The sequence below is a fragment of the Pseudomonas sp. 210_17 TE3656 genome (assembly GCF_054821965.1).
Window position 1 is genome coordinate 4492214 of sequence record NZ_JBTRBC010000001.1, and the last position, 25652, is coordinate 4517865.

At 60.4% G+C, this 25652-nt stretch carries 20 protein-coding genes and 1 pseudogene; 13 read left to right on the top strand and 8 right to left on the bottom strand.

Translation table 11 applies throughout. The annotated features are described in order from the left end of the window. The first annotated feature begins 3 nt into the window (after positions 1 to 3). The 3 genes from acnD (at position 4) to prpD (ending at position 5414) form a co-directional block, all read left to right on the top strand. Positions 4 to 2592 carry a Fe/S-dependent 2-methylisocitrate dehydratase AcnD gene (gene acnD / locus ACVI9W_RS21065; protein ID WP_461531055.1) on the top strand — a complete coding sequence of 863 codons (2589 nt, stop codon included), beginning with the start codon at positions 4 to 6 and terminating at the stop codon, positions 2590 to 2592. A 98-nt stretch (positions 2593 to 2690) separates the two neighbouring features. Continuing rightward, positions 2691 to 3881 carry a 2-methylaconitate cis-trans isomerase PrpF gene (gene prpF, locus ACVI9W_RS21070; RefSeq protein WP_461531056.1) on the top strand — a complete coding sequence of 397 codons (1191 nt, stop codon included), beginning with the start codon at positions 2691 to 2693 and terminating at the stop codon, positions 3879 to 3881. Positions 3882 to 3929: 48 nt separating this feature from the next. Then, on the top strand, positions 3930 to 5414 hold the full coding sequence (gene prpD / locus ACVI9W_RS21075) for a 2-methylcitrate dehydratase (RefSeq protein ID WP_461531057.1): 1485 nt from the start codon (positions 3930 to 3932) through the stop codon (positions 5412 to 5414). 145 nt (positions 5415 to 5559) lie between these two features. Here the strand turns inward: prpD and acnB are convergent, their stop codons facing one another. Beyond that, positions 5560 to 8160: a bifunctional aconitate hydratase 2/2-methylisocitrate dehydratase gene (acnB, locus tag ACVI9W_RS21080; protein ID WP_461531855.1), complete on the bottom strand. Its 2601-nt coding sequence runs from the start codon at positions 8158 to 8160 to the stop codon at positions 5560 to 5562. Between the two features lie 407 nt (positions 8161 to 8567). Here acnB and ACVI9W_RS21085 point away from each other — a divergent pair, with 407 nt between their 5' ends. Then, positions 8568 to 9035 carry a DUF1289 domain-containing protein gene (locus tag ACVI9W_RS21085; protein ID WP_038609241.1) on the top strand — a complete coding sequence of 156 codons (468 nt, stop codon included), beginning with the start codon at positions 8568 to 8570 and terminating at the stop codon, positions 9033 to 9035. A gap of 120 nt (positions 9036 to 9155) precedes the next feature. Here ACVI9W_RS21085 and ACVI9W_RS21090 read toward each other — a convergent pair whose 3' ends face one another. Next, a complete protein-coding gene (locus ACVI9W_RS21090) occupies positions 9156 to 10019 on the bottom strand; it encodes a universal stress protein (RefSeq protein ID WP_461531058.1) in 864 nt (287 codons plus the stop codon). Between the two features lie 158 nt (positions 10020 to 10177). On the opposite strand from ACVI9W_RS21090, the gene ACVI9W_RS21095 reads away from it, so the two are divergent. From ACVI9W_RS21095 to ACVI9W_RS21110, 4 genes are all read left to right on the top strand, one after another. After that, complete coding sequence (locus ACVI9W_RS21095; RefSeq protein ID WP_461531059.1) at positions 10178 to 10783, top strand: MiaE family protein; 606 nt, start codon at positions 10178 to 10180, stop codon at positions 10781 to 10783. Between the two features lie 155 nt (positions 10784 to 10938). Continuing rightward, positions 10939 to 11412: a MarR family winged helix-turn-helix transcriptional regulator gene (locus tag ACVI9W_RS21100; protein WP_038609258.1), complete on the top strand. Its 474-nt coding sequence runs from the start codon at positions 10939 to 10941 to the stop codon at positions 11410 to 11412. Next, positions 11409 to 12602, top strand: coding sequence for an HlyD family secretion protein (locus ACVI9W_RS21105; protein ID WP_461531060.1), 1194 nt, complete (start codon positions 11409 to 11411; stop codon positions 12600 to 12602). The genes ACVI9W_RS21100 and ACVI9W_RS21105 overlap by 4 nt, the downstream gene beginning before the upstream one ends. Next, the gene (locus ACVI9W_RS21110; protein WP_461531061.1) at positions 12599 to 14128 is read left to right on the top strand and encodes a DHA2 family efflux MFS transporter permease subunit; all 1530 of its coding nucleotides are present in this window, start codon (positions 12599 to 12601) and stop codon (positions 14126 to 14128) included. Before ACVI9W_RS21105 ends, ACVI9W_RS21110 begins: the two co-directional genes overlap by 4 nt. A 100-nt stretch (positions 14129 to 14228) precedes the next feature. On the opposite strand, the gene ACVI9W_RS21115 is transcribed toward ACVI9W_RS21110, so the two are convergent. Together ACVI9W_RS21115 and ACVI9W_RS21120 are read right to left on the bottom strand one after the other, a co-directional pair. Continuing rightward, complete coding sequence (locus ACVI9W_RS21115) at positions 14229 to 14951, bottom strand: UDP-2,3-diacylglucosamine diphosphatase (RefSeq protein ID WP_461531062.1); 723 nt, start codon at positions 14949 to 14951, stop codon at positions 14229 to 14231. Continuing rightward, positions 14948 to 15451, bottom strand: a complete 504-nt coding sequence (locus ACVI9W_RS21120) for a peptidylprolyl isomerase (RefSeq protein ID WP_038609267.1) — start codon at positions 15449 to 15451, stop codon at positions 14948 to 14950. The genes ACVI9W_RS21115 and ACVI9W_RS21120 overlap by 4 nt, the downstream gene beginning before the upstream one ends. Positions 15452 to 15687: 236 nt before the next feature. Between ACVI9W_RS21120 and ACVI9W_RS21125 the strand changes: the two genes are divergently transcribed. Next, on the top strand, positions 15688 to 17391 hold the full coding sequence (locus tag ACVI9W_RS21125; protein WP_342624902.1) for a glutamine--tRNA ligase/YqeY domain fusion protein: 1704 nt from the start codon (positions 15688 to 15690) through the stop codon (positions 17389 to 17391). Positions 17392 to 17400: 9 nt separating this feature from the next. Beyond that, positions 17401 to 18783: a cysteine--tRNA ligase gene (cysS, locus tag ACVI9W_RS21130; RefSeq protein ID WP_038609272.1), complete on the top strand. Its 1383-nt coding sequence runs from the start codon at positions 17401 to 17403 to the stop codon at positions 18781 to 18783. Positions 18784 to 18839: 56 nt separating this feature from the next. Here cysS and ACVI9W_RS21135 read toward each other — a convergent pair whose 3' ends face one another. Beyond that, positions 18840 to 20228 (bottom strand): sensor histidine kinase, encoded by a 1389-nt coding sequence (locus tag ACVI9W_RS21135; protein WP_461531063.1) that lies wholly within the window; start codon positions 20226 to 20228, stop codon positions 18840 to 18842. Next, complete coding sequence (locus ACVI9W_RS21140; protein WP_038609277.1) at positions 20206 to 20886, bottom strand: response regulator transcription factor; 681 nt, start codon at positions 20884 to 20886, stop codon at positions 20206 to 20208. The genes ACVI9W_RS21135 and ACVI9W_RS21140 overlap by 23 nt, the downstream gene beginning before the upstream one ends. A gap of 341 nt (positions 20887 to 21227) precedes the next feature. Between ACVI9W_RS21140 and ACVI9W_RS21145 the strand changes: the two genes are divergently transcribed. Together ACVI9W_RS21145 and ACVI9W_RS21150 are read left to right on the top strand one after the other, a co-directional pair. Beyond that, positions 21228 to 22205 (top strand): hypothetical protein, encoded by a 978-nt coding sequence (locus ACVI9W_RS21145; protein ID WP_461531064.1) that lies wholly within the window; start codon positions 21228 to 21230, stop codon positions 22203 to 22205. A gap of 176 nt (positions 22206 to 22381) precedes the next feature. After that, on the top strand, positions 22382 to 23149 hold the full coding sequence (locus tag ACVI9W_RS21150; protein WP_461531065.1) for a sulfite exporter TauE/SafE family protein: 768 nt from the start codon (positions 22382 to 22384) through the stop codon (positions 23147 to 23149). 51 nt (positions 23150 to 23200) lie between these two features. Here ACVI9W_RS21150 and ACVI9W_RS21155 read toward each other — a convergent pair. Both ACVI9W_RS21155 and ACVI9W_RS21160 read right to left on the bottom strand, forming a co-directional pair. Beyond that, a pseudogene (locus ACVI9W_RS21155) lies at positions 23201 to 24221 on the bottom strand (branched-chain amino acid aminotransferase). Positions 24222 to 24353: 132 nt separating this feature from the next. Beyond that, positions 24354 to 24989, bottom strand: a complete 636-nt coding sequence (locus ACVI9W_RS21160) for a LysE family translocator (RefSeq protein ID WP_038609280.1) — start codon at positions 24987 to 24989, stop codon at positions 24354 to 24356. Between the two features lie 144 nt (positions 24990 to 25133). On the opposite strand from ACVI9W_RS21160, the gene ACVI9W_RS21165 reads away from it, so the two are divergent. Further along, complete coding sequence (locus ACVI9W_RS21165) at positions 25134 to 25607, top strand: Lrp/AsnC family transcriptional regulator (RefSeq protein WP_198325430.1); 474 nt, start codon at positions 25134 to 25136, stop codon at positions 25605 to 25607. The last annotated feature ends 45 nt before the right edge of the window (positions 25608 to 25652 follow it).

Sequence of the window (25652 nt, forward strand, 5' to 3'; positions counted from 1 at the left end):
GCCATGAATACTGAATTTCGCAAGAACCTGCCGGGCACTGGCCTGGATTATTTCGACGCTCGTGCCGCTGTCGACGCGATCGCGCCCGGCGCTTATGACCGTCTTCCCTACACCTCGCGCGTGCTGGCAGAAAACCTTGTACGCCGCTGCGATCCAGCGACCCTCAATGCCTCGCTGAGTCAGCTGATCGAGCGCAAGCGCGACCTCGACTTCCCGTGGTTCCCGGCCCGTGTGGTGTGCCACGATATCCTTGGCCAGACCGCGCTGGTCGACCTTGCCGGTCTGCGTGATGCCATCGCTGAAGGCGGCGGTGACCCGGCCCAGGTCAACCCGGTGGTGCCGGTGCAACTGATCGTCGACCATTCCCTGGCCGTGGAATGCGGTGGTTTCGACCCGCAGGCGTTCGAGAAGAACCGCGCCATCGAAGACCGCCGCAACGAAGACCGTTTCCACTTCATCAACTGGACCAAGAAGGCGTTCAAGAACGTCGACGTGATCCAGCCGGGCAACGGCATCATGCACCAGATCAACCTGGAGAAGATGTCACCGGTGATCCATGCCGAGCGTGGCGTGGCTTATCCTGATACCTGTGTCGGCACCGACAGCCACACCCCGCATGTCGATGCCCTGGGTGTGATCGCCATCGGCGTCGGCGGCCTCGAAGCCGAGAACGTCATGCTTGGCCGCGCCTCGTGGATGCGCCTGCCGGAAATCGTCGGCGTCGAGCTGTCCGGCAAGCCGCAACCGGGCATTACCGCCACCGACGTGGTGCTGGCCCTGACCGAGTTCCTGCGCAAGGAAAAAGTGGTCGGTGCCTACCTCGAATTCTACGGCGAAGGCGCCCGCGCCCTGACCCTGGGCGACCGTGCGACCATCTCCAACATGGCCCCGGAATACGGCGCCACTGCAGCGATGTTCTCTATCGACCAGCAGACCATCGACTACCTCAAGCTGACCGGTCGTGAAGACGAGCAGGTCAAGCTGGTGGAAACCTACGCCAAGGTTGCCGGCCTGTGGTCCGATAGCCTGGCCAACGCCGAGTATGAGCGTGTGCTGCGCTTCGACCTGTCCAGCGTCGTGCGTAACATGGCCGGCCCGTCCAACCCGCACGCCCGCGTGGCGACCAGCGACCTGGCCAGCAAAGGTATCGCCGGTCAGTGGGAAGAAGTGCCGGGGCAGATGCCTGACGGCGCGGTGATCATCGCCGCCATCACCAGCTGCACCAACACCAGTAACCCGCGCAACGTGATCGCCGCCGGCCTGCTGGCGCGCAACGCCAACAAGCTGGGGCTGATCCGCAAACCATGGGTCAAGTCGTCCCTGGCGCCAGGCTCCAAGACCGTGGCCCTGTACCTGAAAGAAGCGGGCCTTGATGCAGAGCTGGAACAGCTTGGTTTCGGCATCGTGGCCTTTGCCTGCACCACCTGCAACGGCATGTCCGGTGCGCTGGATCCGGTGATCCAGCAGGAAATCATCGATCGCGATCTGTATGCCACCGCCGTGCTGTCGGGCAACCGCAACTTCGACGGGCGTATCCACCCTTACGCCAAGCAGGCGTTCCTGGCTTCGCCACCGCTGGTGGTGGCTTACGCCATTGCCGGGACCATCCGCTTCGACATTGAGAAGGATGTACTGGCGGTAGTCGACGGCAAGGAAATCCGCCTCAAGGATATCTGGCCGAGCGACGAAGAAATCGACGCCGTGGTCAAGGCAGCGGTCAAGCCGGAGCAGTTCCGTCAGGTCTACATCCCGATGTTCGCCATTCAGGAAGACACCGGGCCGAAAGTCGATCCGTTGTACGACTGGCGTGAGATGAGCACCTACATCCGCCGTCCACCGTACTGGGAAGGCGCGCTGGCCGGAGAGCGTACGCTCAAGGGCATGCGTCCGCTGGCGGTACTGCCGGACAACATCACCACCGACCACCTGTCGCCGTCGAACGCGATCATGCTCGACAGCGCCGCCGGTGAATACCTGGCGAAAATGGGCCTGCCGGAAGAGGACTTCAACTCCTACGCAACCCACCGCGGCGATCACCTGACCGCGCAGCGCGCCACCTTCGCCAACCCGAAACTGTTCAACGAGATGGTTCAGGAAGGCGGCAAGGTCAAGCAGGGTTCCCTTGCGCGGATCGAGCCGGAAGGCAAGGTCACCCGCATGTGGGAAGCCATCGAAACCTACATGGAGCGCAAGCAGCCGCTGATCATCGTTGCCGGTGCCGACTACGGTCAGGGTTCGTCCCGTGACTGGGCGGCCAAGGGCGTGCGTCTGGCGGGTGTCGAGGCCATCGTCGCCGAAGGTTTCGAGCGCATCCACCGCACCAACCTGGTGGGCATGGGCGTGTTGCCGCTGGAGTTCAAGCCGGGCGTGAACCGCAAGACCCTGGACATCGACGGCACCGAGACCTTCGACGTGGTCGGTGAGCGTACCCCGCGGGCTACCCTGACCCTGGTGATCACCCGTCACACCGGTGAACGCGTAGAGGTGCCGGTGACCTGCCGCCTGGATACCGCTGAAGAAGTCTCGATCTACGAAGCGGGCGGGGTGCTGCAGCGCTTTGCCCAGGACTTCCTCGAATCGGCGGCGGTTTGAGGTAAGGCCTTATCGCGGGTCAAGCCCGCTCCCACCGACCGGTAGGAGCGGGCTTGACCCGCGATAGCCTCCCACAGCACTTACAGGACAACTCAGCTATGGCACACGCACCTCAAGTGAAAATCCCCGCCACCTACATCCGTGGCGGCACCAGCAAAGGCGTGTTCTTCCGCCTCCAGGACCTGCCTGAGCGCGCGCAGGTGCCGGGCCCGGCCCGTGACGCACTGCTGCTGCGGGTAATCGGCAGCCCCGACCCCTACGGCAAGCAGATCGACGGTATGGGTGGCGCCACCTCCAGCACCAGCAAGACCGTGATCCTCTCGCGCAGCATCAAAACCGATCATGATGTCGACTACCTGTTCGGCCAGGTGTCGATCGACAAGGCCTTCGTCGACTGGAGCGGCAACTGCGGCAACCTTTCCGCAGCGGTTGGCTCTTTTGCCATCAGCGCCGGTCTGGTCGACAGCAGCCGTATACCGCAGAACGGTATCGCCACCGTGCGCATCTGGCAGGCCAATATCAGCAAGACCATCATCGCCCACGTGCCGGTCACCAATGGTGAAGTGCAGGAAACCGGTGATTTCGAGCTGGATGGCGTGACCTTCCCGGCGGCTGAAGTACAACTCGAATTCATGGACCCGGCCGCCGACGAAGACGGCGAGGGCGGTTCGATGTTCCCGACCGGCAACCTGGTCGATGACCTGGTGGTGCCCGGTATCGGCACCCTCAAGGCAACCCTGATCAATGCCGGAATCCCGACCATCTTTATCCAGGCCGAAGCCATCGGCTACACCGGTACCGAATTGCAAGATGCGATCAACAGCGACCCCGAGGCTCTGGCCCGATTCGAAACGATTCGTGCCTATGGCGCCGTACGCATGGGCCTGATCGAGCACATCGATGAAGCCGCCAAGCGCCAGCACACCCCGAAAGTCGCCTTTGTTGCACCGCCGACCGCTTATCAGTCGTCCAGCGGTAAAGCCGTAGCGGCGACAGACGTTGATCTATTGGTACGTGCGCTGTCGATGGGCAAATTGCACCACGCCATGATGGGCACAGCAGCTGTGGCCATCGGTACTGCTGCGGCGGTTCCCGGCACCCTGGTCAACCTCGCGGCCGGTGGTGGCGAACGCAGCGCCGTACGTTTCGGTCACCCCTCGGGCACCCTGCGCGTTGGCGCCGAGGCTCGGCAGGTGAGCGGTGAGTGGGCTGTCACTAAAGCAATCATGAGCCGCAGTGCGCGGATACTGATGGAGGGCTGGGTGCGGGTACCCGGTGATGCCTTCTAACCAGTAAAGGCGCTTGGCTCCCTGTTACCTACAACAGAGAGATGTGAAATGAGTGCCAACGTTGATCTGAACAACCGCCCCGACTACGACCGGGTGCTGCAGGATATCGCTGACTATGTCCTGAATTACCAGGTCGGGTCCGCGCCGGCGCTGGATACGGCGCGTAACTGCTTGATGGACACCCTGGGCTGCGGCCTGCTGGCGTTGCGCTTCCCGGAATGCACCAAGCACCTGGGGCCGCTGGTGGAGGGCACCGTGGTGCCGTACGGCGCGCGGGTGCCGGGTACCAGCTACCGCCTGGACCCGGTCAAGGCCGCCTGGGACATCGGTTGTATCGTCCGTTGGCTCGATTTCAACGACACCTGGCTGGCCGCCGAGTGGGGGCACCCCTCGGACAACCTCGGCGGCATCCTGGCGGTGGCCGACCATCTTTCGCAAAAACGCGTGGCCAATGGCGAAGCCCCCTTGAATATGCGGGCAGTGCTGGAAGCGATGGTCATGGCTCACGAGATCCAGGGGGTGATTGCCCTGGAGAATTCCTTCAACCGCGTTGGCCTTGATCATGTGTTGTTGGTCAAGGTCGCCTCCACGGCGGTCTGCGCCAGGCTCATGGGCGCCAATCGCGAGCAAATACTGTCGGCGCTGTCCCATGCCTTTGTCGATGGACAGGCACTGCGTGCCTATCGTCATGCCCCGAATGCCGGTTCACGCAAATCCTGGGCGGCGGGAGATGCCTCGAGCCGCGGTGTACGCCTGGCGGATATCGCCCTGCGTGGCGAGATGGGTATTCCAGGTGTTCTGACGGCGCCGCAGTGGGGCTTCTACGATGTGCTGTTCAGCCACACCAACAAGGATCTGGCGCTCAAGCCTGAAGACAAACGAGCCTTCAGCTTCTCTCAGCCGTTCGCCAGCTATGTGATGGAAAACGTGCTGTTCAAGATCAGCTTCCCTGCCGAGTTCCATGCCCAGACAGCCTGTGAAGCGGCGGTGACCCTGCACCCGCTGGTGCGCAATCGCCTGCATGAAGTCGAGCGGATCGTCATTACCACCCATGAGTCGGCGATTCGCATCATCTCCAAGGTTGGCAAACTGGCCAACGCTGCCGACCGTGACCATTGCATTCAGTACATGACCGCTGTGCCGCTGATCTTCGGCGACCTGGTGGCTGAGCAATACGAGGATGAATTCCACGCTGCCCATCCGCTCATTGACCGCTTGCGCGAGAAGATGGAGGTCGTCGAAGACCCGCGTTTTACCCGCGAGTACCTGGAGGCCGACAAGCGTTCGATCGCCAATGCCGTGCAGGTGTTCTTCAATGATGGATCAAGCACCGAACAGGTGGTGGTGGAGTACCCGATTGGCCATCGCCGGCGTCGGGCCGAAGGGATTCCATTGCTTGAGGAGAAGTTCAAGGCCAGCCTGACGACGCGCTTTGCCGGACAGCGGGTGAACGAGATCTTTGCCTTGTGCAAGGATCAGGCGGCGCTTGAGGCCACGGCGGTGCATCGGTTTGTCGATCTGTTTGTGATTTGAGGGAACTGTGGGAGCGGGCTTGCCCCGCGATGCGATGTGGCTGACAGTCTGCAATCGCGGAGCAAGCCCGCTCCCACAGGTGGTTGCTCCCATAGATCAATAAAAAACCCCGCCGATTGGCGGGGTTTTTTTACGCTAGGTCAGCTTACGCTTGAACAACCGGGATGTTGGCGCTCGCAGCGGCTTCGCGGAACTCGGCGATCTGGTCGAAGCTCAGGTAGCGGTAAACGTCGGCAGCCATGCTGTCGATGTTCTTCGCGTACTCCATGTACTCTTCGACGGTTGGCAGCTTGCCCAGGATCGAGGCAACGGCAGCCAGTTCGGCCGAGGCCAGGTAGACGTTAGTGGCGTCGCCCAGGCGGTTCGGGAAGTTACGGGTCGAGGTGGACACCACGGTCGAACCGGTCTGCACGCGTGCCTGGTTACCCATGCACAGCGAGCAGCCTGGCATTTCCATGCGCGCACCGGCTTTGCCGTAGATGCCGTAGTAGCCTTCTTCAGTCAGCTGGTGAGCGTCCATCTTGGTTGGCGGAGCCAGCCACAGACGGGTAGGGATGCCACCCTTGACCTTTTCCAGCAGCTTGCCGGCAGCGCGGAAGTGACCGATGTTGGTCATGCACGAACCGATGAACACTTCGTCGATCTTCTCGCCCTGAACGGTCGACAGCAGACGGGCGTCGTCCGGGTCGTTCGGCGCGCAGAGCACAGGCTCTTTGACGTCGGCCAGGTCGATCTCGATGATCTCGGCGTATTCGGCGTCGGCGTCGGCTTCCAGCAATACCGGGTTGGCCAGCCAGGCTTCCATCGCCTGGGCACGACGCTCCAGGGTACGGGCATCGCCGTAGCCTTCGCTGATCATCCAGCGCAGCAGGGTGATGTTCGACTGCAGGTACTCGGCAATGGCCTTCTCAGGCAGCTTGATCGAGCAGCCGGCGGCGGAACGTTCAGCCGAGGCGTCGGACAATTCGAACGCTTGCTCGACGGTCAGTTCGTCGAGGCCTTCGATTTCCAGGATACGGCCGGAGAAGGCGTTGATCTTGCCTTTCTTCTCGACGGTCAGCAGGCCTTTCTGGATGGCGTAGTAAGGGATCGCGTGGACCAGGTCGCGCAGGGTGATGCCTGGTTGCAGTTTGCCCTTGAAGCGCACCAGTACCGACTCCGGCATGTCCAGCGGCATGACGCCGGTGGCAGCGGCGAAGGCGACCAGGCCGGAACCGGCCGGGAACGAGATGCCGATCGGGAAACGGGTGTGCGAGTCACCGCCGGTACCGACGGTGTCCGGCAGCAGCATGCGGTTCAGCCAGCTGTGGATGATGCCGTCGCCTGGACGCAGGGACACGCCGCCACGGGTGCGGATGAAATCCGGCAGGGTGTGGTGGGTGGTGACGTCGATCGGCTTCGGATAGGCCGCGGTGTGGCAGAACGACTGCATGACCAGGTCAGCAGAGAAGCCCAGGCACGCCAGGTCTTTCAGTTCGTCACGGGTCATCGGGCCAGTGGTGTCCTGGGAACCGACGGTGGTCATCTTCGGCTCGCAGTAGGTGCCTGGACGAACGCCAGTCACGCCGCAAGCTTTACCGACCATTTTCTGCGCCAGGCTGTAGCCTTTGCCGGTGTCGACCGGGGCTTCAGGCAGCTTGAACAGATCGGTTGGGCCCAGGCCCAGTTCGGCACGTGCCTTCTCGGTCAGGCCACGGCCGACGATCAGCGGGATACGGCCGCCAGCGCGGACTTCGTCGAGCAGCACCGGGGTCTTCAGTTCGAAGGTGGTGATGACGTCGTCGGTGCCGTGCTTGCAGACTTTACCGGCGTAAGGGTAAACGTCGATGACGTCGCCCATGCCCAGGTTGGTGCAGTCGAATTCGATTGGCAGAGCGCCGGCGTCTTCCATGGTGTTGTAGAAGATCGGGGCGATCTTGGTGCCGAAGCAGAAGCCGCCAGCGCGCTTGTTCGGCACGTACGGGATGTCGTCGCCGAAGAACCACAGCACCGAGTTGGTGGCGGATTTACGCGAAGAGCCGGTACCGACCACGTCGCCGACGTAGGCGACCGGGAAGCCTTTGGCTTTGACTTCTTCGATCTGCTTGAGCGGGCCGATGGCGCCTGGTTGCTCAGGCACGATGCCGTCACGGGCCATTTTCAGCATGGCCAGGGCGTGCAGCGGGATGTCAGGGCGCGACCAGGCGTCCGGGGCAGGGGACAGGTCGTCGGTGTTGGTTTCGCCTGGCACCTTGAACACGGTCAGGCTGTACTTCTGTTCGATCGCCGGGCGGGCGGTGAACCATTCACCGGCGGCCCAGGAATCCAGCACGGCCTTGGCGTGAGCGTTGCCGGCCTTGGCTTTTTCGGCGACGTCGTGGAAGGCGTCGAACATCAGCAGGGTGTGCTTCAGTTGCTCGGCGGCAACGGCAGCCAGTTCAGCGTCGTCCAGCAGCTCGACCATGGTGGCGATGTTGTAGCCGCCCTGCATGGTGCCCAGCAGCTCTACAGCGCGTTTTTTGTCGATCAGCGGGGAAGTGGCTTCGCCCTTGGCGACAGCGGAAAGGAAGCCAGCTTTGACGTAAGCGGCTTCGTCCACTCCTGGTGGAACGCGGTTGGTGATCAGGTCGACGAGGACTGCTTCTTCGCCAGCAGGGGGATTCTTCAGCAGCTCGACCAGGCCTGCGGTTTGTTCGGCGTTAAGCGGCTGGGGCACGATACCCTGGGCGGCACGCTCTTCGATGTGTTTGCGGTAGGCTTCAAGCACAGTTATTACCCTCATCAGTGGTCCCAAATGGGTGTCCGGGACGCTCATCCAGAAAGTCCGGCACCCGTGCGCAATACGGCTTCTTGGGCCGCGTAGCCAGGGTTGCAGGAAATCCTTACAGAAGCTGCTTTCAAAGTTTTACGCCTGTAGAACGGAGGCTGATGAGGGCTGGCGCGGGATATGCGATGAGGCGTATATCCCGGGCCAACGCCGTTCTACCGGATCAACTGTGCTCGTGACGCTTTGAAAACAGCTTCTAACGGACATTGCTGCCTTAAAAAGGCCGGGTGATTCTACGGTAAAAACTCGATAAAGGTAAGGCGCGGACGATGACTTTAGCGGGTGACCCCCGTTAGACAAAGGGCTAACATGGCAGCCTGTTCCACCGTCCAGTTGTAGATTTTTTCATGTCCAATCAGTCAATCAAAACACCTTGTGTCGGCCTCTGCTCCACGGTTTACGGGGATCTGGTGTGCCGTGGCTGCAAGCGTTTTCACCATGAAGTGATCAACTGGAACGGCTACAACGAAGATGAAAAGCGAGCGGTCTGGCTGCGCCTCGAGCAATTGCTGGTGCAGGTCATGGTGGCCAAACTTGAAGTCTTTGATGCCAACCGTCTGCGCTTGCAACTGGAGCAGCGCAAGATCCGCTTCGTGCCGCACCAGTCTGAGTATTGCTGGGCTTACCAGCTGATTGCCCGTGGCGCGCGGGTGATTCGTGAGCTTGAGGCTTACGGCATGGTGTTGTTGCCGGAGTTTCGTGACTGGGAATTGCCCGAGTTGCGCGATGCCATTGATCGGGAATTCTTCTTGCTGTCTGAAGCCCATTATCAGCGCTACATCGCGCCGGGGTTTCTCAAGGATGCTTTGGGTTGAAGGCTGGGGCCGCTTTGCAGCCCATCGCCGGCAAGGCCGGCTCCCACAAATGCTAATACTTGCAATCAGTGTGGGAGCTGGCCTTGCCAGCGATGAGGCCCTGAGGGCCAACTGAGAGAATCAGCCCTGCGCCAGCTCGGTCAGGTGCACCTTCACTTCTTCAGTCTTGAGCACCAGCACATCGCACTCGAGCGAATCGAGCACCACCTCGGCGGTGTTGCCGATCAACGCCCCGGAAATCCCGGTGCGGGCCACGGTGCCGATTACCGTCACCACCGCATCGTACTTGTTGGCGGTGTAGGGGATCAGCACATCGGCCGGTCCTTCGGCGACGTGCAGGCGATCGTCCTTGATATCGAACTCGGCCTGGAATGCGCTGCATTCTTCGCGGTAACGCTGTTCGATGGTTTCCTTCAGTTGATAGACCGGGTCGGCCGCCGACAGCATCGGCGACGGATGGGCGCTGATTACATGCAGGTTGCCCTTGGCCAGGTTGGCGATCTCGTAGCCGTGGTCGACGATGTTCTTGTGCAGCAGGCGATGCGCCTCGTCGTGATTGCCGACATCCACTGCAGCGAGGATCACGCCGCCAGTCCATGGCCGTTCGGTCTTGACCATCAGCACCGCGCAAGGGCACAGGCGCAATAGTTTCCAGTCGGATGGGGTGAGCAGGGCTTTTTTCAGCGGGTTGTCCGGCCGGTGCTCCTTGATCACCAGGTCGCAGCCTTCGGCCTGCTGCACGGCAATGATCGATTCGTGCAGGCTGCCGTGCCAGGCCTCCTCGTGGGTCACATTGTCGAACCCGTCGTCGTGCAACTGGCTGCTGAGCAGGCTGAGCAGGGCGCTGTGGTCGTGATTCTTGTCGGGCATCAACAGGTGCAGGCGCGCGCCAGTGGCACCGGCGATCAGTTTGGCCCGGGTCAGGGCACGGCTATGGGCGTGCTCGGGATCGAGGACCACCAGAATGCTGCGTACTTCTTGCATGAGCGTGAACTCCCTTCAGATTTGGCGACCGATGACTGACTATAGTCGGCGCCAAGTGCAATGGGCGTTGATATGTATCAAGCATAGTTCACTGGTGATCGCCGCCGCTGCCGGTATAATCGCCGGTCTTGCCGTTTGCCCTGCCTGTTTGTGAGCCTATGCACCTTATTCCCGAAATTGATGCGTTCCTTGGTTGCCGTACTCCTGATGCCTGGGTCCAGGCGGCGCTTGCCGACCAGGAAACCCTGTTGATCGACCACAAGAACTGCGAGTTCAAGGCCGCCAGCACCGCGCTGAGCCTGATGGCCAAGTACAACACGCACCTGGACCTGATCAACATGATGTCGCGCCTGGCCCGTGAAGAGCTGGTGCACCATGAGCAGGTACTGCGCCTGATGAAGCGCCGCAAGATTGCCTTGCGTCCTTTGTCGGCCGGGCGTTACGCCTCGGGCCTGCGCCGGGTGGTGCGTACCCATGAGCCGGTGAAGCTGGTCGACACCCTGGTGGTCGGTGCTTTTATCGAGGCGCGTAGCTGCGAACGTTTTGCCGCGCTGGTGCCGCATCTGGATGAAGAACTGGGCAAGTTCTATCACGGCCTGCTCAACAGCGAGGCCCGTCACTATCAGGGTTACCTGAAGCTGGCTCATCAATACGGTGAGGCGGCGGATATCGAACGGGTGGTGGAGAAGGTCAGGGCGGTCGAGGCTGAACTGATCAGCACCCCGGATGAAGAGTTCCGCTTTCATAGCGGTGTTCCTGCCTGATTTATCGCGGGGCAAGCCCGCTCCTACCGTAGGAGCGGGCTTGCCCCGCGATAGCTTTCGTCGCTCAAATAGAAAGCAAGCTAATTAATGCCTTGACGTTGGCTGCCTAAGCAGTAACATTATGTTACTTACTGCCTAAGCAGGTATCTCCGTTCATGCAGCACTTCACCCCCGAAAACTTCCAGACCTGCACCATCGGCATGCTCCTGGGCCGCGCCGCGCTGGTCAAAGACCGCATTCTCGACAGCCACCTGCAGGACTTCGGCGTTACCGCCGCGCAGTTCAAGGTGCTGATCATCGTCGCCCAGTACGGCGTCGATACGCCCGCCGAATTGTGTCGTTTCCTGTCCCTGGACAGTGGCTCGATGACCCGCATGCTTGATCGCCTTGAGCAAAAAGACCTGATCCTGCGCCGCCGCTGTCCGGACGATCGCCGCCAGGTGCGCCTGGCGCTGAGCGAGGAGGGCCAGAAGCTCGCCGATCAGTTGCCGCAGATCGGCGCGGCGGCGATGAATGAACTGGTAGGCGTGCTCGCCGCGGATGAACTGGCGACCCTGGAAAATCTGCTGAGCAAGGTGCTGCTCGCGGCTGGTGACACCCTGACAGCCCAGCGTATAGGTGCCAAATGAACACGCCGGAAAGTGCCAGCACAGCGCAAGACCTCAACAACACCGGTAAACGCAAAACCTGGCTGCTTGGCCTTGCTTTGCTGGTGGTCGTCGGCGGTGGTGCAGTCTGGGCCTGGCACGAGCTGTACGGGCGCTGGAATGAAGAGACCGACGATGCCTATGTCAACGGCAACGTCGTGGAAATCACCCCGCTGGTGACCGGTACTGTGGTCAGTATCGGTGCCGACGACGGTGATCTGGTGCATGCCGGGCAGGTGCTGATCGAGTTCGACCCCAGCGATGCCGAAGTCGGGCTGCAGTCCGCCGAAGCCCAGCTGGCCCGTGCAGTGCGCCAGGTACGCGGCCTGTACAGCAATGTCGATGGCATGAAGGCCCAGGTGGCGGCGCGTCAGGCCGAGCAGACCAAGGCCCAGGAAAACTACAACCGGCGCAAGACCCTCGCTGCCGGTGGGGCCATTTCCCTGGAAGAGCTGTCCCACGCCCGTGACGACCTGTCTTCGGCGCAGGGCGCGCTGCTCAACGCCAAGCAGCAGCTCAACACGACCAGCGCGCTGGTCGATGACACCGTGGTTTCCTCGCATCCGCAAGTCATGGCCGCAGCTGCCGACTTGCGCCAGGCCTACCTGGCCGTCGCCCGCACCACCCTGGTGGCACCGGTCACCGGCTACGTGGCCAAGCGCACCGTGCAGTTGGGTCAGCGCCTGCAGCCGGGCACCGCGACCATGGCGGTGATCCCCCTGGACCAGCTCTGGATCGACGCCAACTTCAAGGAAACCCAGTTGCGCAACATGCGCATCGGCCAGTCGGTGGATATCGTCGCCGATCTGTACGGCAGCGAGGTCAAATACAGCGGCACCATCGACAGCCTCGGCGCTGGCACCGGCAGTGCATTCGCCCTGTTGCCGGCGCAGAACGCCACCGGTAACTGGATCAAGATCGTCCAGCGGGTGCCGGTGCGCATCCATATCAATGCCGAACAACTGGCCGCCCATCCGTTGCGTATCGGCCTGTCGACCCAGGTCACGGTCGATCTGCACGACCAGAGCGGGCCGGTGCTGGCGCAGTTGCCGCCACAGAAGGCATCGTTTGCCACTCAAGTGTATGACCGCCAGCTGGTCGAGGCCGATGCAATGATCGCGCGGCTGATCCATGACAACAGCCAAGGCCCTGGCAAGACGGCGCAGCGATGAGTGGCAACGCGTCATTCAGCCCGCCAAGCCTGCTGCTGACCACCATCGGGCTGTCGTTGGCGACCTTCATGCAGGTGCTCGACACCACCATTGCCAACGTCGCGTTGCCGACCATTTCCGGCAACCTGGGAGTGAGTGCGGAGCAGGGCACCTGGGTGATTACCTCGTTCGCGGTGAGCAACGCCATTGCCTTGCCGCTGACCGGCTGGCTGAGCCGGCGTTTTGGTGAGGTGAAGCTGTTTATCTGGGCCACGCTGCTGTTTGTGCTGGCGTCGTTTCTCTGCGGTATCGCCCGCTCGATGCCGGAGCTGGTGGGGTTCCGGGTGCTGCAAGGTATCGTTGCCGGCCCTCTGTACCCGATGACCCAGACGCTACTGATCGCCGTCTATCCGCCGGCCAAGCGCGGTATGGCGCTGGCGTTGCTGGCGATGGTCACGGTGGTGGCGCCGATTGCAGGTCCCATCCTCGGCGGCTGGATCACCGACAGCTACAGCTGGCCGTGGATTTTCTTCATCAACGTGCCCATTGGCCTGTTTGCCGCAGCGGTGGTACGTCAGCAGATGCGCACCAGGCCGGTCACCACCCAGCGCCAACCCATGGACTATATCGGCCTGCTGACCCTGATCATTGGCGTCGGCGCCCTGCAGATCGTGCTGGACAAGGGCAATGACCTGGACTGGTTCGAGTCGAGCTTCATTGTGATCGGCAGCCTGATCTCGGTGGTGTTCCTGGCGATTTTTATCATCTGGGAACTGACCGACAAGCATCCGGTGGTCAATCTGCGGCTGTTCGTGCACCGTAACTTTCGTATCGGCACCATTGTATTGGTCGGCGGCTATGCGGGCTTTTTCGGCATCAACCTGATCCTGCCGCAGTGGCTGCAGACCCAGATGGGCTACACCGCTACCTGGGCCGGGCTGGCGGTGGCGCCGATCGGATTGCTGCCGGTGCTGATGTCGCCGTTTGTCGGCAAGTACGCGCATAAGTTCGACCTGCGTTTATTGGCAGGACTGGCGTTCCTGGCTATCGGCGCCAGCTGCTTCATGCGTGCAGGGTTCACCAATGAAGTGGACTTCCAGCATATCGCCCTGGTGCAGCTGTTCATGGGCATTGGCGTGGCGCTGTTCTTCATGCCGACCTTGAGCATCCTGCTCTCGGACCTGCCGCCGCATCAGATCGCCGATGGCTCGGGGCTGGCCACCTTCCTGCGCACCCTGGGCGGCAGCTTCGCGGCCTCGTTGACCACCTGGATCTGGATTCGCCGGGCTGACCAGCATCATGCCTATCTCAGTGAAAGCATCAGCACCTATGAGCCTGCCACCCGTGAGGCACTCAATCAGCTGGGCGGTGCGAACGTGCAGTCTTACGCGCAGCTGGAGCGCATGCTCAGCAGTCAGGCGTACATGATGTCGACGGTGGATTACTTCACCCTGATGGGCTGGGTGTTTGCTGGGTTGATTCTATTGGTGTGGCTGGCCAGGCCGCCATTTGCGGCCAAGGCTGGGCCGGCGTCGGCGGGGCACTGAGCAAAAGCATCGCTGGCAAGGCCAGCTCCCACAGGGATTGCATGCACTGAACCATTGTGGGAGCCGGCCTTGCCGGCGATAAGGCCCGAAGGGCCTTCAATCAGGGAAACGCAAACGGCTGCAACTGAAACCCTTGCTCATCCACCTGTAACGCCCAACCCTGACGATCCCAATCCCCCAGCACGATACGTCGCGCCGGTTGGTCCTCGACCATCAGCTTGTGGATCGCCGGTCGGTGGGTGTGCCCGTGGACCAGGGTGTGCACGCCATATTCGGCCATGATCCGCGGCACTTCTTCCGGCGTCACGTCGACAATGTCGTTGGCCTTCATCCGCGTCTGCGCCTTGCTTTCGCTGCGTAGCTTGCGCGCCAGCTTCTGCCGGGTGCCGAGGGGTAGGTGGCGGAGGATCCACAGGCTCAGGGGGTTGCGCAGGTATCGGCGCATCTTCATATAGCCGATGTCCAGGGTGCACAGGCTGTCGCCATGCATCAGCAGCACCGATTCGCCGCCCATGCGCACCACGCTGGGGTCGGCCAGCAGGGTGGCGCCAGCCGCCTTGCAGAAGGCTTCGCCGATCAGGAAGTCGCGGTTGCCATGCATCAGGTAGATCTGCGTGCCACTGTCGCTCAAAGCACGCAGGGCCTGGCAGATCGTGGTCTGGAACGGTGTCATGGCATCGTCGCCGATCCAGGCCTCGAAAAAGTCACCGAGGATGTACAGCGCCTCGGCGTGGCGCGCACGACCGTCGAGCAGATCAAGAAACGCCCGGGTAATGTCCGGGCGTTCTTCTTGCAGGTGCAGATCAGAGATCAGCAGTATCACTCAATGATCTCGGCTTTCTCGATGATCACGTCTTCAACCGGCACGTCCTGGTGGCCGGACTTGGAACCGGTGGCAACGGTCTTGATCTTGTCGACAACGTCGGTGCCTTCGGTGACTTTACCGAATACCGCGTAGCCCCAGCCCTGGACGTTCTTGCCGCTGTGGTTGAGGAAGCTGTTGTCGGTGACGTTGATGAAGAACTGCGCCGAAGCCGAATGCGGCTCCATGGTACGGGCCATGGCGATGGTGTATTTGTCGTTGCTCAGGCCGTTGTCAGCTTCGTTCTGGATGCTTGGGCGCTTGTCTTTCTTTTCTTTCATGCCTGGCTCGAAACCGCCGCCCTGGATCATGAAGTTACCGATGACGCGGTGGAATACGGTGTTGCTGTAGTGACCAGCGTTCACGTATTCGATGAAGTTAGCCACAGTGATCGGGGCTTTCTCGGCATTCAGTTCGATGACGATGTCGCCATGATTGGTGCTCAGTTTGACTTTGGACATGCTGGAATTCGCTCTTTCAAGGCATTTGAAGTAGGGTCGCGCAGGATCGCGATACAAACCTGACGCACAGTCTACAACCCGCGATACGTGGCTTGCGGCAGTTTTTTTGCCGCCAGTACCGAATATAGGGCCAGTTTGTCGGCCGGACGCTGTCGGCAGCTCGACCGCTTCGGCTATGATAAGCGCTTTGATTCAGTCGGCCTACCCAGGCCGTGTACCCGTATTTCAAGGATCCTATGAGCAAGCCCACTGCCGACACCGCTCCCAACGCCGCTGCCAAAGGCGCTCCCGCCGTCCCTGCGAACTTCCTGCGCCCGATCGTGCAGGCCGACCTGGACTCGGGCAAGCACAGCAGCATCGTCACCCGTTTCCCGCCTGAGCCCAACGGTTACCTGCACATCGGCCATGCCAAGTCGATCTGTGTGAACTTCGGCCTGGCCCAGGAATTCGGCGGAGCCTGTCACCTGCGTTTCGATGACACCAACCCGGCCAAAGAGGACCAGGAGTACATCGACGCCATCCAGAGCGATGTGCAGTGGCTGGGTTTCCAGTGGACCGGCCCGGTGCGCTACGCCTCCGAATACTTCGACCAGTTGCACGATTGGGCCGTGGACCTGATCAAGTCGGGCAACGCCTACGTCTGCGACCTGACCCCGGAGCAGGCCAAGGAATACCGTGGCAACCTGACCGAGCCGGGCAAGAACAGCCCGTTCCGCGAGCGCAGCGTCGAAGAAAACCTCGATCTGTTCGCCCGGATGAAGGCTGGCGAGTTCAAGGACGGTGAGCGTGTGCTGCGGGCCAAGATCGACATGGCCTCGCCGAACATGAACCTGCGCGACCCGATCCTCTATCGCATCCGTCATGCCCACCACCACCAGACCGGTGACAAGTGGTGCATCTACCCCAACTACGACTTCACCCACGGTCAGTCGGACGCCATCGAAGGCATCACCCACTCCATCTGCACCCTGGAGTTCGAAGGCCATCGTCCGCTGTACGAGTGGTTCCTCGAGCACCTGCCGGTGCCGGCCAAGCCGCGGCAGTACGAGTTCAGCCGCCTGAACCTGAACTACACCATCACCAGCAAGCGCAAGCTCAAGCAACTGGTCGACGAGCAGCACGTCAACGGCTGGGACGACCCGCGCATGTCGACCCTGTCCGGCTTCCGTCGCCGTGGTTACACCCCGGCCTCGATCCGCAATTTCTGCGAAATGATCGGCACCAACCGTTCCGACGGCGTGGTCGACATGTCGATGCTCGAGTTCAGCATCCGTGACGACCTCGATCGCACCGCGCCACGTGCCATGTGCGTGCTGCGTCCGCTGAAAGTGGTCATCACCAACTACCCGGAAGGCCAGGTCGAGAACCTCGAACTGCCTCGCCATCCGAAAGAAGACATGGGCGTGCGCGCGCTGCCGTTCGCTCGCGAGATCTACATCGATCGCGACGACTTCATGGAAGAGCCGCCAAAAGGCTACAAGCGCCTGGAGCCTGCCGGTGAAGTGCGCCTGCGCGGCAGCTACGTGATCCGCGCTGATGAAGCAATCAAGGACGCCGACGGCAACATCGTCGAACTGCGCTGCTCCTATGATCCGGACACCCTGGGCAAAAACCCTGAGGGTCGCAAGGTCAAAGGCGTGATCCACTGGGTGCCGGCTGCGGCCAGCGTCGAGTGCGAAGTGCGTCTGTACGACCGCCTGTTCCGCTCGGCCAACCCCGAGAAGACCGACGATGGCGGCAGCTTCCTCGACAACATCAATCCCGATTCGCTGCAGGTACTCACTGGTTGTCGTGCGGAACCTTCCCTGGGCCAAGCCCAGCCAGAAGACCGCTTCCAGTTCGAGCGCGAAGGTTACTTCTGCGCCGACCTGAAAGACTCCCAGCCGGGTCGCCCGGTATTCAACCGGACTGTGACCCTGCGCGATTCGTGGGGCAGCTGAGGAACGCTCGTGCTTACCATCTACAACACGCTTAGCAAGACCAAGGAAGTTTTCAAACCGCTCGACGGTAACAAGGTGCGGATGTACGTCTGCGGCATGACCGTGTACGACTTCTGTCACCTGGGCCACGGCCGCAGCATGGTCGCCTTCGACCTGGTCACCCGCTGGCTGCGTTACAGCGGCTACGACCTGACCTACGTGCGCAACATCACCGACATCGATGACAAGATCATCAACCGGGCCAACGAAAACGGCGAGTCGTTCGACGCGCTGACCGCCCGCATGATCGACGCGATGCACGAAGACGAGCGCCGCCTGAACATCCTGCCGCCGGACCAGGAGCCGCGTGCCACCGACCATATCGCCGGCATGCACGCGATGATCCAGACCCTGATCGACAAGGGCTACGCCTACGCGCCAGGTAATGGTGACGTGTACTACCGGGTCGGCAAGTTCGTCGGCTATGGCAAGTTGTCGCGCAAGAAGATCGAAGACCTGCGCATCGGTGCGCGGATCGAGGTCGACGAAGCCAAGCAGGACCCGCTCGACTTCGTGCTGTGGAAGGGCGTCAAGCCGGGCGAACCGAGCTGGGAGTCGCCATGGGGCGCGGGTCGCCCGGGTTGGCACATCGAGTGCTCGGTGATGTCCACCTGCTGCCTGGGCGAGAGCTTCGACATCCACGGCGGTGGCAACGATCTGGAGTTCCCGCACCACGAGAACGAAATCGCCCAGAGCGAGGCCGCCACCGGCAAGCAGTACGCCAACTCGTGGATGCATTGCGGCATGATTCGCATCAATGGCGAGAAGATGTCCAAGTCCTTGAACAACTTCTTCACCATTCGCGACGTGCTCGACAAGTATCACCCGGAGGTGGTGCGCTACCTGCTGGTGTCGAGCCACTACCGCAGTTCGATCAACTACTCCGAAGACAGTCTGCGTGAGTCCAAGGGTGCCCTGGAGCGTTTCTACCATGCGCTGCGTGGCTTGCCGCGGGTCGAAGCCAAAGGTGGCGAGACTTACGTCGAGCGCTTCACCCTGGCAATGAACGACGACTTCGGTACGCCTGAAGCCTGCGCCGTGCTGTTCGACCTGGTGCGTGAGATCAATCGTCTACGCGAAAGTGATCCAGAGGCAGCGGCTGGCCTGGCCGGTCGTCTGCGTCAGCTGGGTGACCTGCTGGGTGTGCTGCAACTGGACGCCGACGACTTCCTGCGTGCCGGCGCCGAAGGCAAGGTCGATGCGGCTGAAGTCGAAGCCTTGATCCAGGCGCGCCTGCAGGCGCGTGCGGACAAGAACTGGGCAGAGTCGGATCGCATCCGTGACCAGATCACCGCCATGGGTGTGGTGCTGGAAGATAGCAAGGGTGCCACTACCTGGCGCTTGGCTGACTGACCAATCGCGGGGCAAGCCCGCTCCCACAGTGGGAGCGGGCTTGCCCCGCGATGGCCCTAACCGGCCACCCCGGTCCGGCAATGCAACACCAGTTTCGCCCCACCCAGCTCACTGGCCCCGACCTCCAGCGCAAAGCCATGCAGGTCGACAATCGCCGCAACCACCGACAGTCCTAGCCCGAACCCCGGGTGACGATGGCCTTCCTCGCTGCGATAAAAACGCTTCAACACCGCCTCACGCTCATCCTCGGGAATCCCGGGCCCGCTGTCCTCCACTGCAATTTTTACCACACCGTCTTTGCTGCTGGCGCCCATGCGCACCTGGCCGCCCGCAGGGGTGAACTTGATGGCATTGCCCAGCAGATTGGCCAGGGCTTCGAACAACAGCTCGCGGTCACCATTGAGCGGCGGCAGTTGTGCAGGCACATCAAGGCCCAGTCGAATATCGCCATCTTCAGCCAGCGGAAGGTAGAAATCGTGCATTTCCACCAGCAGGGCGCGTGGGTCGAGCTCGACAAACCCGGCCCGGCGTTGACGATCCTCCAGCTCGCTGATGCGTAGCAAGCCGCGAAAGCGCGCCATCAGCGTATCGGTTTCGCCAATCGCCTGTTGCAGCGCTTCAGCCTGCGGAGATTCGTCGCCAGCCTGCTGGCGGATCCGGTAGAGCTGGGCGCGCAAGCGGGTCAGCGGGGTGCGCAGGTCGTGGGCAATGTTGTCGCAGACACCCTTGACCTCATGCATCAGGCGCTCGATGCGGTCGAGCATGGCGTTGACGATGGCAGCGAGCATGTCCAGTTCATCGCGGCGCTGGGACAACGGCAGACGCTGGGTCAGGTCGCCGGAGACAATTTGTTCGGCGGTGGCCTGGATCGCGCGGATGCGCTTGAGCGGCCGGCGGCGCAACAAGTACCAGCCTGCGATGCCGGGGATGATGGTCAGCGACAGCCCCCAGAGCAGGGCGTGCAGAATGATGCGGGTAACCACGAACAGTGAGCCGTTGTCACGTACCAGCACCAGCCAGCGGCCATCACGGACCTTGATCGCCACGGCGTCGCAACTGTCGCGCGGCAGGTGCGGGTCTTCGGCGTCGAGGCAGCGGCTCAGTTCGTGGATCTTGCCGTCCAGGCCCAGCTCGGTTGGCAGCTGGCGGATCTGCCCGCCCAAGGGGTTGAACTGGGCGTCGAACAGGCCATAGGCATCGAAACTGCGCTCTTCGAAGGCCTGGCTGGCGATCAGTGCGTCGTCCAGCTGTTTACCGCTCATGTGCGCAAACAGGTGCTGGCGCTGCAGCAGCGAATGGCGGGTGAGTTTGTTCAGATAGCCCGAGACCTCGAAGTACAACACCCCCATGAGGATGCTGCTCCAGGCCACGAACAGAAAGCTGTACAGCGCCAGCAGGCGGCTGGTCGAAGAACTCCAGCCCTTAGACGGGTTCGGCAATGGCATAGCCCGAGCCCCGCACGGTCCGAATCAGCGGGGTCTGGCCAGCGGCATCGATCTTCTTGCGCAAGCGCCCGATGTGCACATCGATCAGGTTGGTGCCGGGGTCGAAGTGATAGCCCCAGACTTCCTCGAAGATCATCATCCGGGTGATCACCTGGCCGGCGTGGCGCATGAGGAACTCCAGCAACTTGTACTCGGTGGGCAGCAGGTTGAGGGTCTGCTCGCCGCGCCGCGCCTCGTGGCTGATCAGGTCCAGTTCCAGGTCGGCGACCTGCAGGCGGGTCTGCGCCATCGGCACGCTGTTGCGCCGCAGCAGCACTTCAACACGGGCGGCCATTTCGTCGGAGGCGAAAGGCTTGGTCAGGTAGTCGTCGCCACCGGCACGCAAGCCGCGCACCCGTTCGTCGACATCGGACAGGGCGCTGATCATCAGGATCGGCGTGGCGATTTTCAGGTTGCGCAGAGTGGTGACGATGGTCAGGCCGTCGAGCTCGGGGAGCATACGATCGAGGGTGATCAGGTCGTAACCGCCGGCAATGGCCTTGGCCAGGCCTTCGCGGCCGTTGTCGGCCCAATCCACTTCCAGGCCATGGCTGGAAAGCTCGGCGACGATCTCCTGAGCGGTCACGGCGTCGTCTTCGATAGTCAGTACGCGGGGCATGCTAATACCTGGGCGGCGAGTAGAGACTTGATTGTGCCAAAGAATAGGCGGTGCCCGGGTTAAAGAAAAATTCATCTGCGCTGTGTTCTTCCCTTCCTGTTGGGTGGCAGGGGTGATGAGGTGGCATGCGTGTGCCGAAGAATTAACCATTGGAGCAAGCCTACTCGATCCCCGGACGGATCCTACAGCTTCGGATTGAGTGTTCTTGCTAGATTGCTGTCTTTACCACTTTACAAGTGCTCATGAGCGTTTTTTTTGTGCTTGTAGATATTTTGGCTCCCCATTTGGCGTAGGGGAAACGACTGAAAAATTCGCAACTAGCTCAGGCTGTAGGTGAGATTATGAATAGTGCTTCCTCACAAAATTGTTCCGATATTTTTGAAAAATCGACGTCGATGCGCGAGTTTGGTGAAGTGTTTATTGAGGCGCTACCAAGACATCTGGACAGTTTGAAAATACCCGGACGCTTGATAGAGAGCGATTTTAGAGCTTCCCCTCTATCTGCTCAAGTGGAGCATATAGCTGAGCTCCAGCAGGTAATGCGCGAGGTGCTACATCATCCGATTACGCACGACGCCCAGTCCTGTGCTGAGAAGACGTTCAAGGTTTTCCTTGAAAGAGAGGCGGTTGATGTCGGTGTTTTGAAATTTTTCAATGGCTGGAATGAAACGCACAAAACAACCAGTCTCGTCTCTGCAAAGGTAATTATGCGGTTGTCAGCGGACGCACGCTTCATTCCAGCCGAAAAGCGAGAAAGTTATAATCGTGTCATGGCACATATGCATGAAGTTGCAAAAGATGACTTTGGTCTGGGGCATGAAGGGCATGATGGGATGTACGCCTATATGACGGCTGCATTTGATGCGTCAGGGTGGGAGGGGGATCGGTATGCGATTACTGAATGCTGTGAGTTTTCTAGATTTTTATACGGTGTAGGCGTTGCGAAGCATAAAGCTGCCATTACTTCCGTCGAACATAAAAGCTCAATAATGAACGCCATGATGGTGTCCATTGCATCTGAGTTATGGAATGGGCGTGAGTACAATTTCATCGCTCAATTCATCGAGAAAAAACTCATTTCCGTCAGGCCGTCACTGTGCAGTGATTTGAAAAGTCTGCGCGATGCAAAGGGCTATGTATTGGGGCATTCTGGTGAAGTAGAGAACAAACACGGAATGCATGCCTTCGCTGCGGCGCAAGCTTTTGGTCGCACCGTAGAGCTTGGGTTTGAAATGAGTCGGCTCAAAGAGGTGATGCTTGATTATAATACGCGTGTTGGGGCCGCCTTCCATTCTTTGCATGAGGCATTAGGTGAGTGACAAGTAGTTGCTGGCGAAATCGTCTGAATAGTTTGTGCTGGTCTGTGTTTTTTAGGTGTTCTGAGTTGCGCAATTTTTTTACTTTATTAGTGCCGGCTTCCAATGGCTAGCAATCTTTCGCTTAATTTAAAGGCGTGCCGTAAGGTAAGTATGCATGCCCTTGCTGGATCAAACATATGGATTATGAATACACGCTGGTTGCGCTGGGCTTCTTTGCATTTTGCGGTGGCTTAATAGATGCGGCAGTGGGTGGAGGAGGGCTGGTTCAAGTGCCTGCGCTCTTGCACGCTTTGCCGCAATATAGCTTGTCTACCGTTTTTGGAACTAACAAGCTGGCGGTTCTGGCAGGGAATCTTTCTTCTATTTTTAGCTACACAAAAAGAATAGAAATTGCATGGAGGCTTCTGCTGCCTACTCTGATTTCGGCCTTCTTGTTCGCATTGCTAGGCGCTTTTTCTATCTCGCTCGTTCCGAAAGCGCTTATGGAGCCCGTTGTTTTTGTGGTTTTGATTGTGATGGCGGTTTATACCTTTATAAAAAAGGATCTAGGGCGGGTTCATGCGGAAATACAGTGTGGAGCCAAAGAGGTGTTGTTGGGGGTGTTTTTTGGAGGGTTGATTGGTTTCTACGACGGAGTTTTTGGGCCAGGGAGTGGGAGCCTGTTGCTTTTTTTCTTTGTGAAAATTTTTGGCTTCGACTTCTTGAATGCATCGGCTTCGGCAAAGCTGGTTAATCTAGGGACATTTAGCGCGGCGTTGCTCTTTTTTATTCCGTCGGGAAATGTGCTGTGGGCGATCGGTGGAGTGGTAGCTATCTGTAATATCGCAGGCTCTGTCACAGGAGTCTTTTTGGCATTGCGATATGGTAGCGGTTTTATTCGGGTGTTCTTTTTGATCTTGCTGATATTTCTTATCGGTAGAATGGGCGTGTCCATGTTGATATGAAAAAGGGCATGCCATCTCTGGCATGCCCTTCGCTTATCGCTCGGTAGCGCTTTAGGCGACCTTGACGATCCAGCCCGCCGGGCCTTCGATGTCGCCGCTCTGGATGCCGGTCAGCTCGTCGTAGAGCTTGCGGGTCACCGGGCCGACTTCGGTCTCGCTGTGGAACACATGCAGCTCGCCGTTGTAGTGGATGCCACCGATCGGCGTAATGACAGCTGCGGTGCCGCAGGCACCTGCTTCTTTGAAGCGTTTCAGGTCATTGATCAGCACGTCGCCTTCGATCACCTTCAAGCCAAGACGCGATTCGGCCAGCTCCATCAGCGACAGACGGGTGATCCCCGGCAGCACGGAGGCGGATTTCGGGGTGACGAATTCGTTGTTGGCGGTGATGCCGAAGAAGTTGGCCGAACCGACTTCCTCGATCTTGGTGTGGGTCAGCGGATCAAGGTAGATGCAATCGGCAAAACCGGCTTGCTTGGCCTTGTAGCCCGGTTGCAGGCTGGCCGCGTAGTTGCCACCGACCTTGGCGGCACCGGTGCCCTGAGGCGCGGCACGGTCGTAATCGGAAATCAGGAACTTGTGCGGGGTCATGCCGCCTTTGAAGTACGAGCCGACCGGGATGGCGAAGATCGAGAAGATGAATTCCCGGCGCGGTGCGCACACCGATGTTGTCGCCTACGCCGATAACGAACGGACGCAGGTACAGTGCACCTTTGCCGTATGGCGGAATGAAGCGTTCGTTGGCCTTGACCACCTGTTTGCAGGCGTCGATGAACTGTTCGGTAGGCACCTGTGGCATCAGCAGGCGATCGCAGCTGCGCTGCATGCGCAGGGCGTTCTGGTCCGGGCGGAACAGGTTGATCGAGCCGTCCTTGCAGCGGTAGGCCTTCATGCCTTCGAAACATTGCTGGCCATAATGCAGCGCGGTCGAACCTTCGCTGATGTGCAGCACGTTGTCTTCGGTCAGGGTGCCCTTGTCCCACTCGCCATTACGGAAGTAGGACAGGTAGCGCTTGTCGGTCTTGATGTAGTCGAAGCCCAGCTTGTCCCAGTTAATGCTTTCGTTACTCATGGCACCCTCGAATCGGTTTGCATATGCCTGATCGCTCAGGCGTCTGTTATCGCGCACGCAGCCACGATAATACATCCCGTGCGGATCGGGAACGCCCAGTCATAGGATTGGACCATGGTCGCAGTGAAAATTTCAGCCCGCCAGCTCACGCAGCAGCACCAGGCGCGCGCCGAAGCCGATCAGCAAGGTGCCGAACAGGCGGTTTTGCAGCTTTTGTTTCCACGGGCTGGCGGCCAGCCAGCGGCCGATGCGATCACCGCTCAGGGCATAGAAACTGTCAAAAACCAGGCCAACGACCACCAGCACCGTACCGAGAATTGCGAACTGATGTCCGACCGGACCTGCCTCCTGGCTGATGAACTGTGGCAGCAGCACTGAACAGAACAGCAGCGCCTTGGGGTTGAGCAGGTTGGTCAGCAGGCCTTTCTTCAGCGCCGCAGACCAATGGCCGCAGCGGCGTGTGATATCAGTGCTCGCTGGCAATGGGGTGACTGGCGCGCACAGCAGCTGCCAGCCGAGCCATGCCAGGTACAGGCCGCCGGCGATGCTGAGCAGATCAAACGCCCAGGGGTGGCTGCGCAGCAGGGCGGCCAGGCCCAGGGCTGCCAGGCTGACATGCGCCGCGCGGGCCAGGGCCAGGCCCAGCGCGGTCATCAGTGCCTGACGTCGGCCTTCGCTGGCGCCGGTATTGAGCAGCAGGAACATGTCCGGCCCCGGCACCAGGTAAACCACCAGAAGGGCTGCGCAAAACAAGCTGTATTGAGTCATCGGACAATCCCCAGGCAAGCAACAGACTGGAGAAAATTCTAAGCCCGAAAGGGCTGGCAGGTGCTTGCGTTTGTTGCGCTGCTACGGGGCTGTATTGATATAAACTGCCAGGATCAGTAATGGAAAATACAGATCATGCCAAAAATCACCCTGGATGCTTTTGACCGCAAGATTCTCGATGCCCTGCAGCGCAACGCGCGCCTGAGTAATGTCGAATTGGCCGAACTGATCGGCCTGTCACCGTCACCCTGTCTGCGCCGGGTGCGGTTGCTGGAGGAGGCGGGGCTGATCAAGGGCTATGCGGCCCAGCTGGACCGTGACGAAGTGGGCCTGGGCCTGACGGTGTTTGTCGGGGTCAAGGTCGAGCGTCATCACGAGCCGGCGGCCCAGGCCTTTCAGCAGGCGGTACTGGCGTTACCGGAAGTCATTGCTGCGCACCTGGTGTCCGGCGAGTCGGATTTTCTGCTGCAGGTGGTGGTGCCGGACCTGCGCAGCTATGAGCGCTTTCTGATCGACACTTTGCTCAAGCTGCCGGGGGTGAGCGATATCCGCAGCAACTTTGCCATCCAGACGGTCAAGCCCCATGGGCCTTTGCCGCTGTCTCATCTGCAGGCTTGACGTGCTGTAAAGGCAGGCGCAGTATGAAGTCAAGACGATTTGCCT

Coding starts and splice junctions, on each gene's coding strand:
- prpD (WP_461531057.1), top strand. CDS start 3,930: ATGAGTGCCAACGTTGATCTGAACAACCGCCCCGACTACGACCGGGTG.
- ACVI9W_RS21105 (WP_461531060.1), top strand. CDS start 11,409: ATGAACACGCCGGAAAGTGCCAGCACAGCGCAAGACCTCAACAACACC.
- ACVI9W_RS21150 (WP_461531065.1), top strand. CDS start 22,382: ATGGATTATGAATACACGCTGGTTGCGCTGGGCTTCTTTGCATTTTGC.
- acnD (WP_461531055.1), top strand. CDS start 4: ATGAATACTGAATTTCGCAAGAACCTGCCGGGCACTGGCCTGGATTAT.
- ACVI9W_RS21135 (WP_461531063.1), bottom strand. CDS start 20,228: ATGCCATTGCCGAACCCGTCTAAGGGCTGGAGTTCTTCGACCAGCCGC.
- prpF (WP_461531056.1), top strand. CDS start 2,691: ATGGCACACGCACCTCAAGTGAAAATCCCCGCCACCTACATCCGTGGC.
- ACVI9W_RS21085 (WP_038609241.1), top strand. CDS start 8,568: ATGTCCAATCAGTCAATCAAAACACCTTGTGTCGGCCTCTGCTCCACG.
- ACVI9W_RS21160 (WP_038609280.1), bottom strand. CDS start 24,989: ATGACTCAATACAGCTTGTTTTGCGCAGCCCTTCTGGTGGTTTACCTG.
- ACVI9W_RS21120 (WP_038609267.1), bottom strand. CDS start 15,451: ATGTCCAAAGTCAAACTGAGCACCAATCATGGCGACATCGTCATCGAA.
- ACVI9W_RS21110 (WP_461531061.1), top strand. CDS start 12,599: ATGAGTGGCAACGCGTCATTCAGCCCGCCAAGCCTGCTGCTGACCACC.
- ACVI9W_RS21095 (WP_461531059.1), top strand. CDS start 10,178: ATGCACCTTATTCCCGAAATTGATGCGTTCCTTGGTTGCCGTACTCCT.
- ACVI9W_RS21140 (WP_038609277.1), bottom strand. CDS start 20,886: ATGCCCCGCGTACTGACTATCGAAGACGACGCCGTGACCGCTCAGGAG.
- ACVI9W_RS21100 (WP_038609258.1), top strand. CDS start 10,939: ATGCAGCACTTCACCCCCGAAAACTTCCAGACCTGCACCATCGGCATG.
- ACVI9W_RS21125 (WP_342624902.1), top strand. CDS start 15,688: ATGAGCAAGCCCACTGCCGACACCGCTCCCAACGCCGCTGCCAAAGGC.
- ACVI9W_RS21145 (WP_461531064.1), top strand. CDS start 21,228: ATGAATAGTGCTTCCTCACAAAATTGTTCCGATATTTTTGAAAAATCG.
- ACVI9W_RS21090 (WP_461531058.1), bottom strand. CDS start 10,019: ATGCAAGAAGTACGCAGCATTCTGGTGGTCCTCGATCCCGAGCACGCC.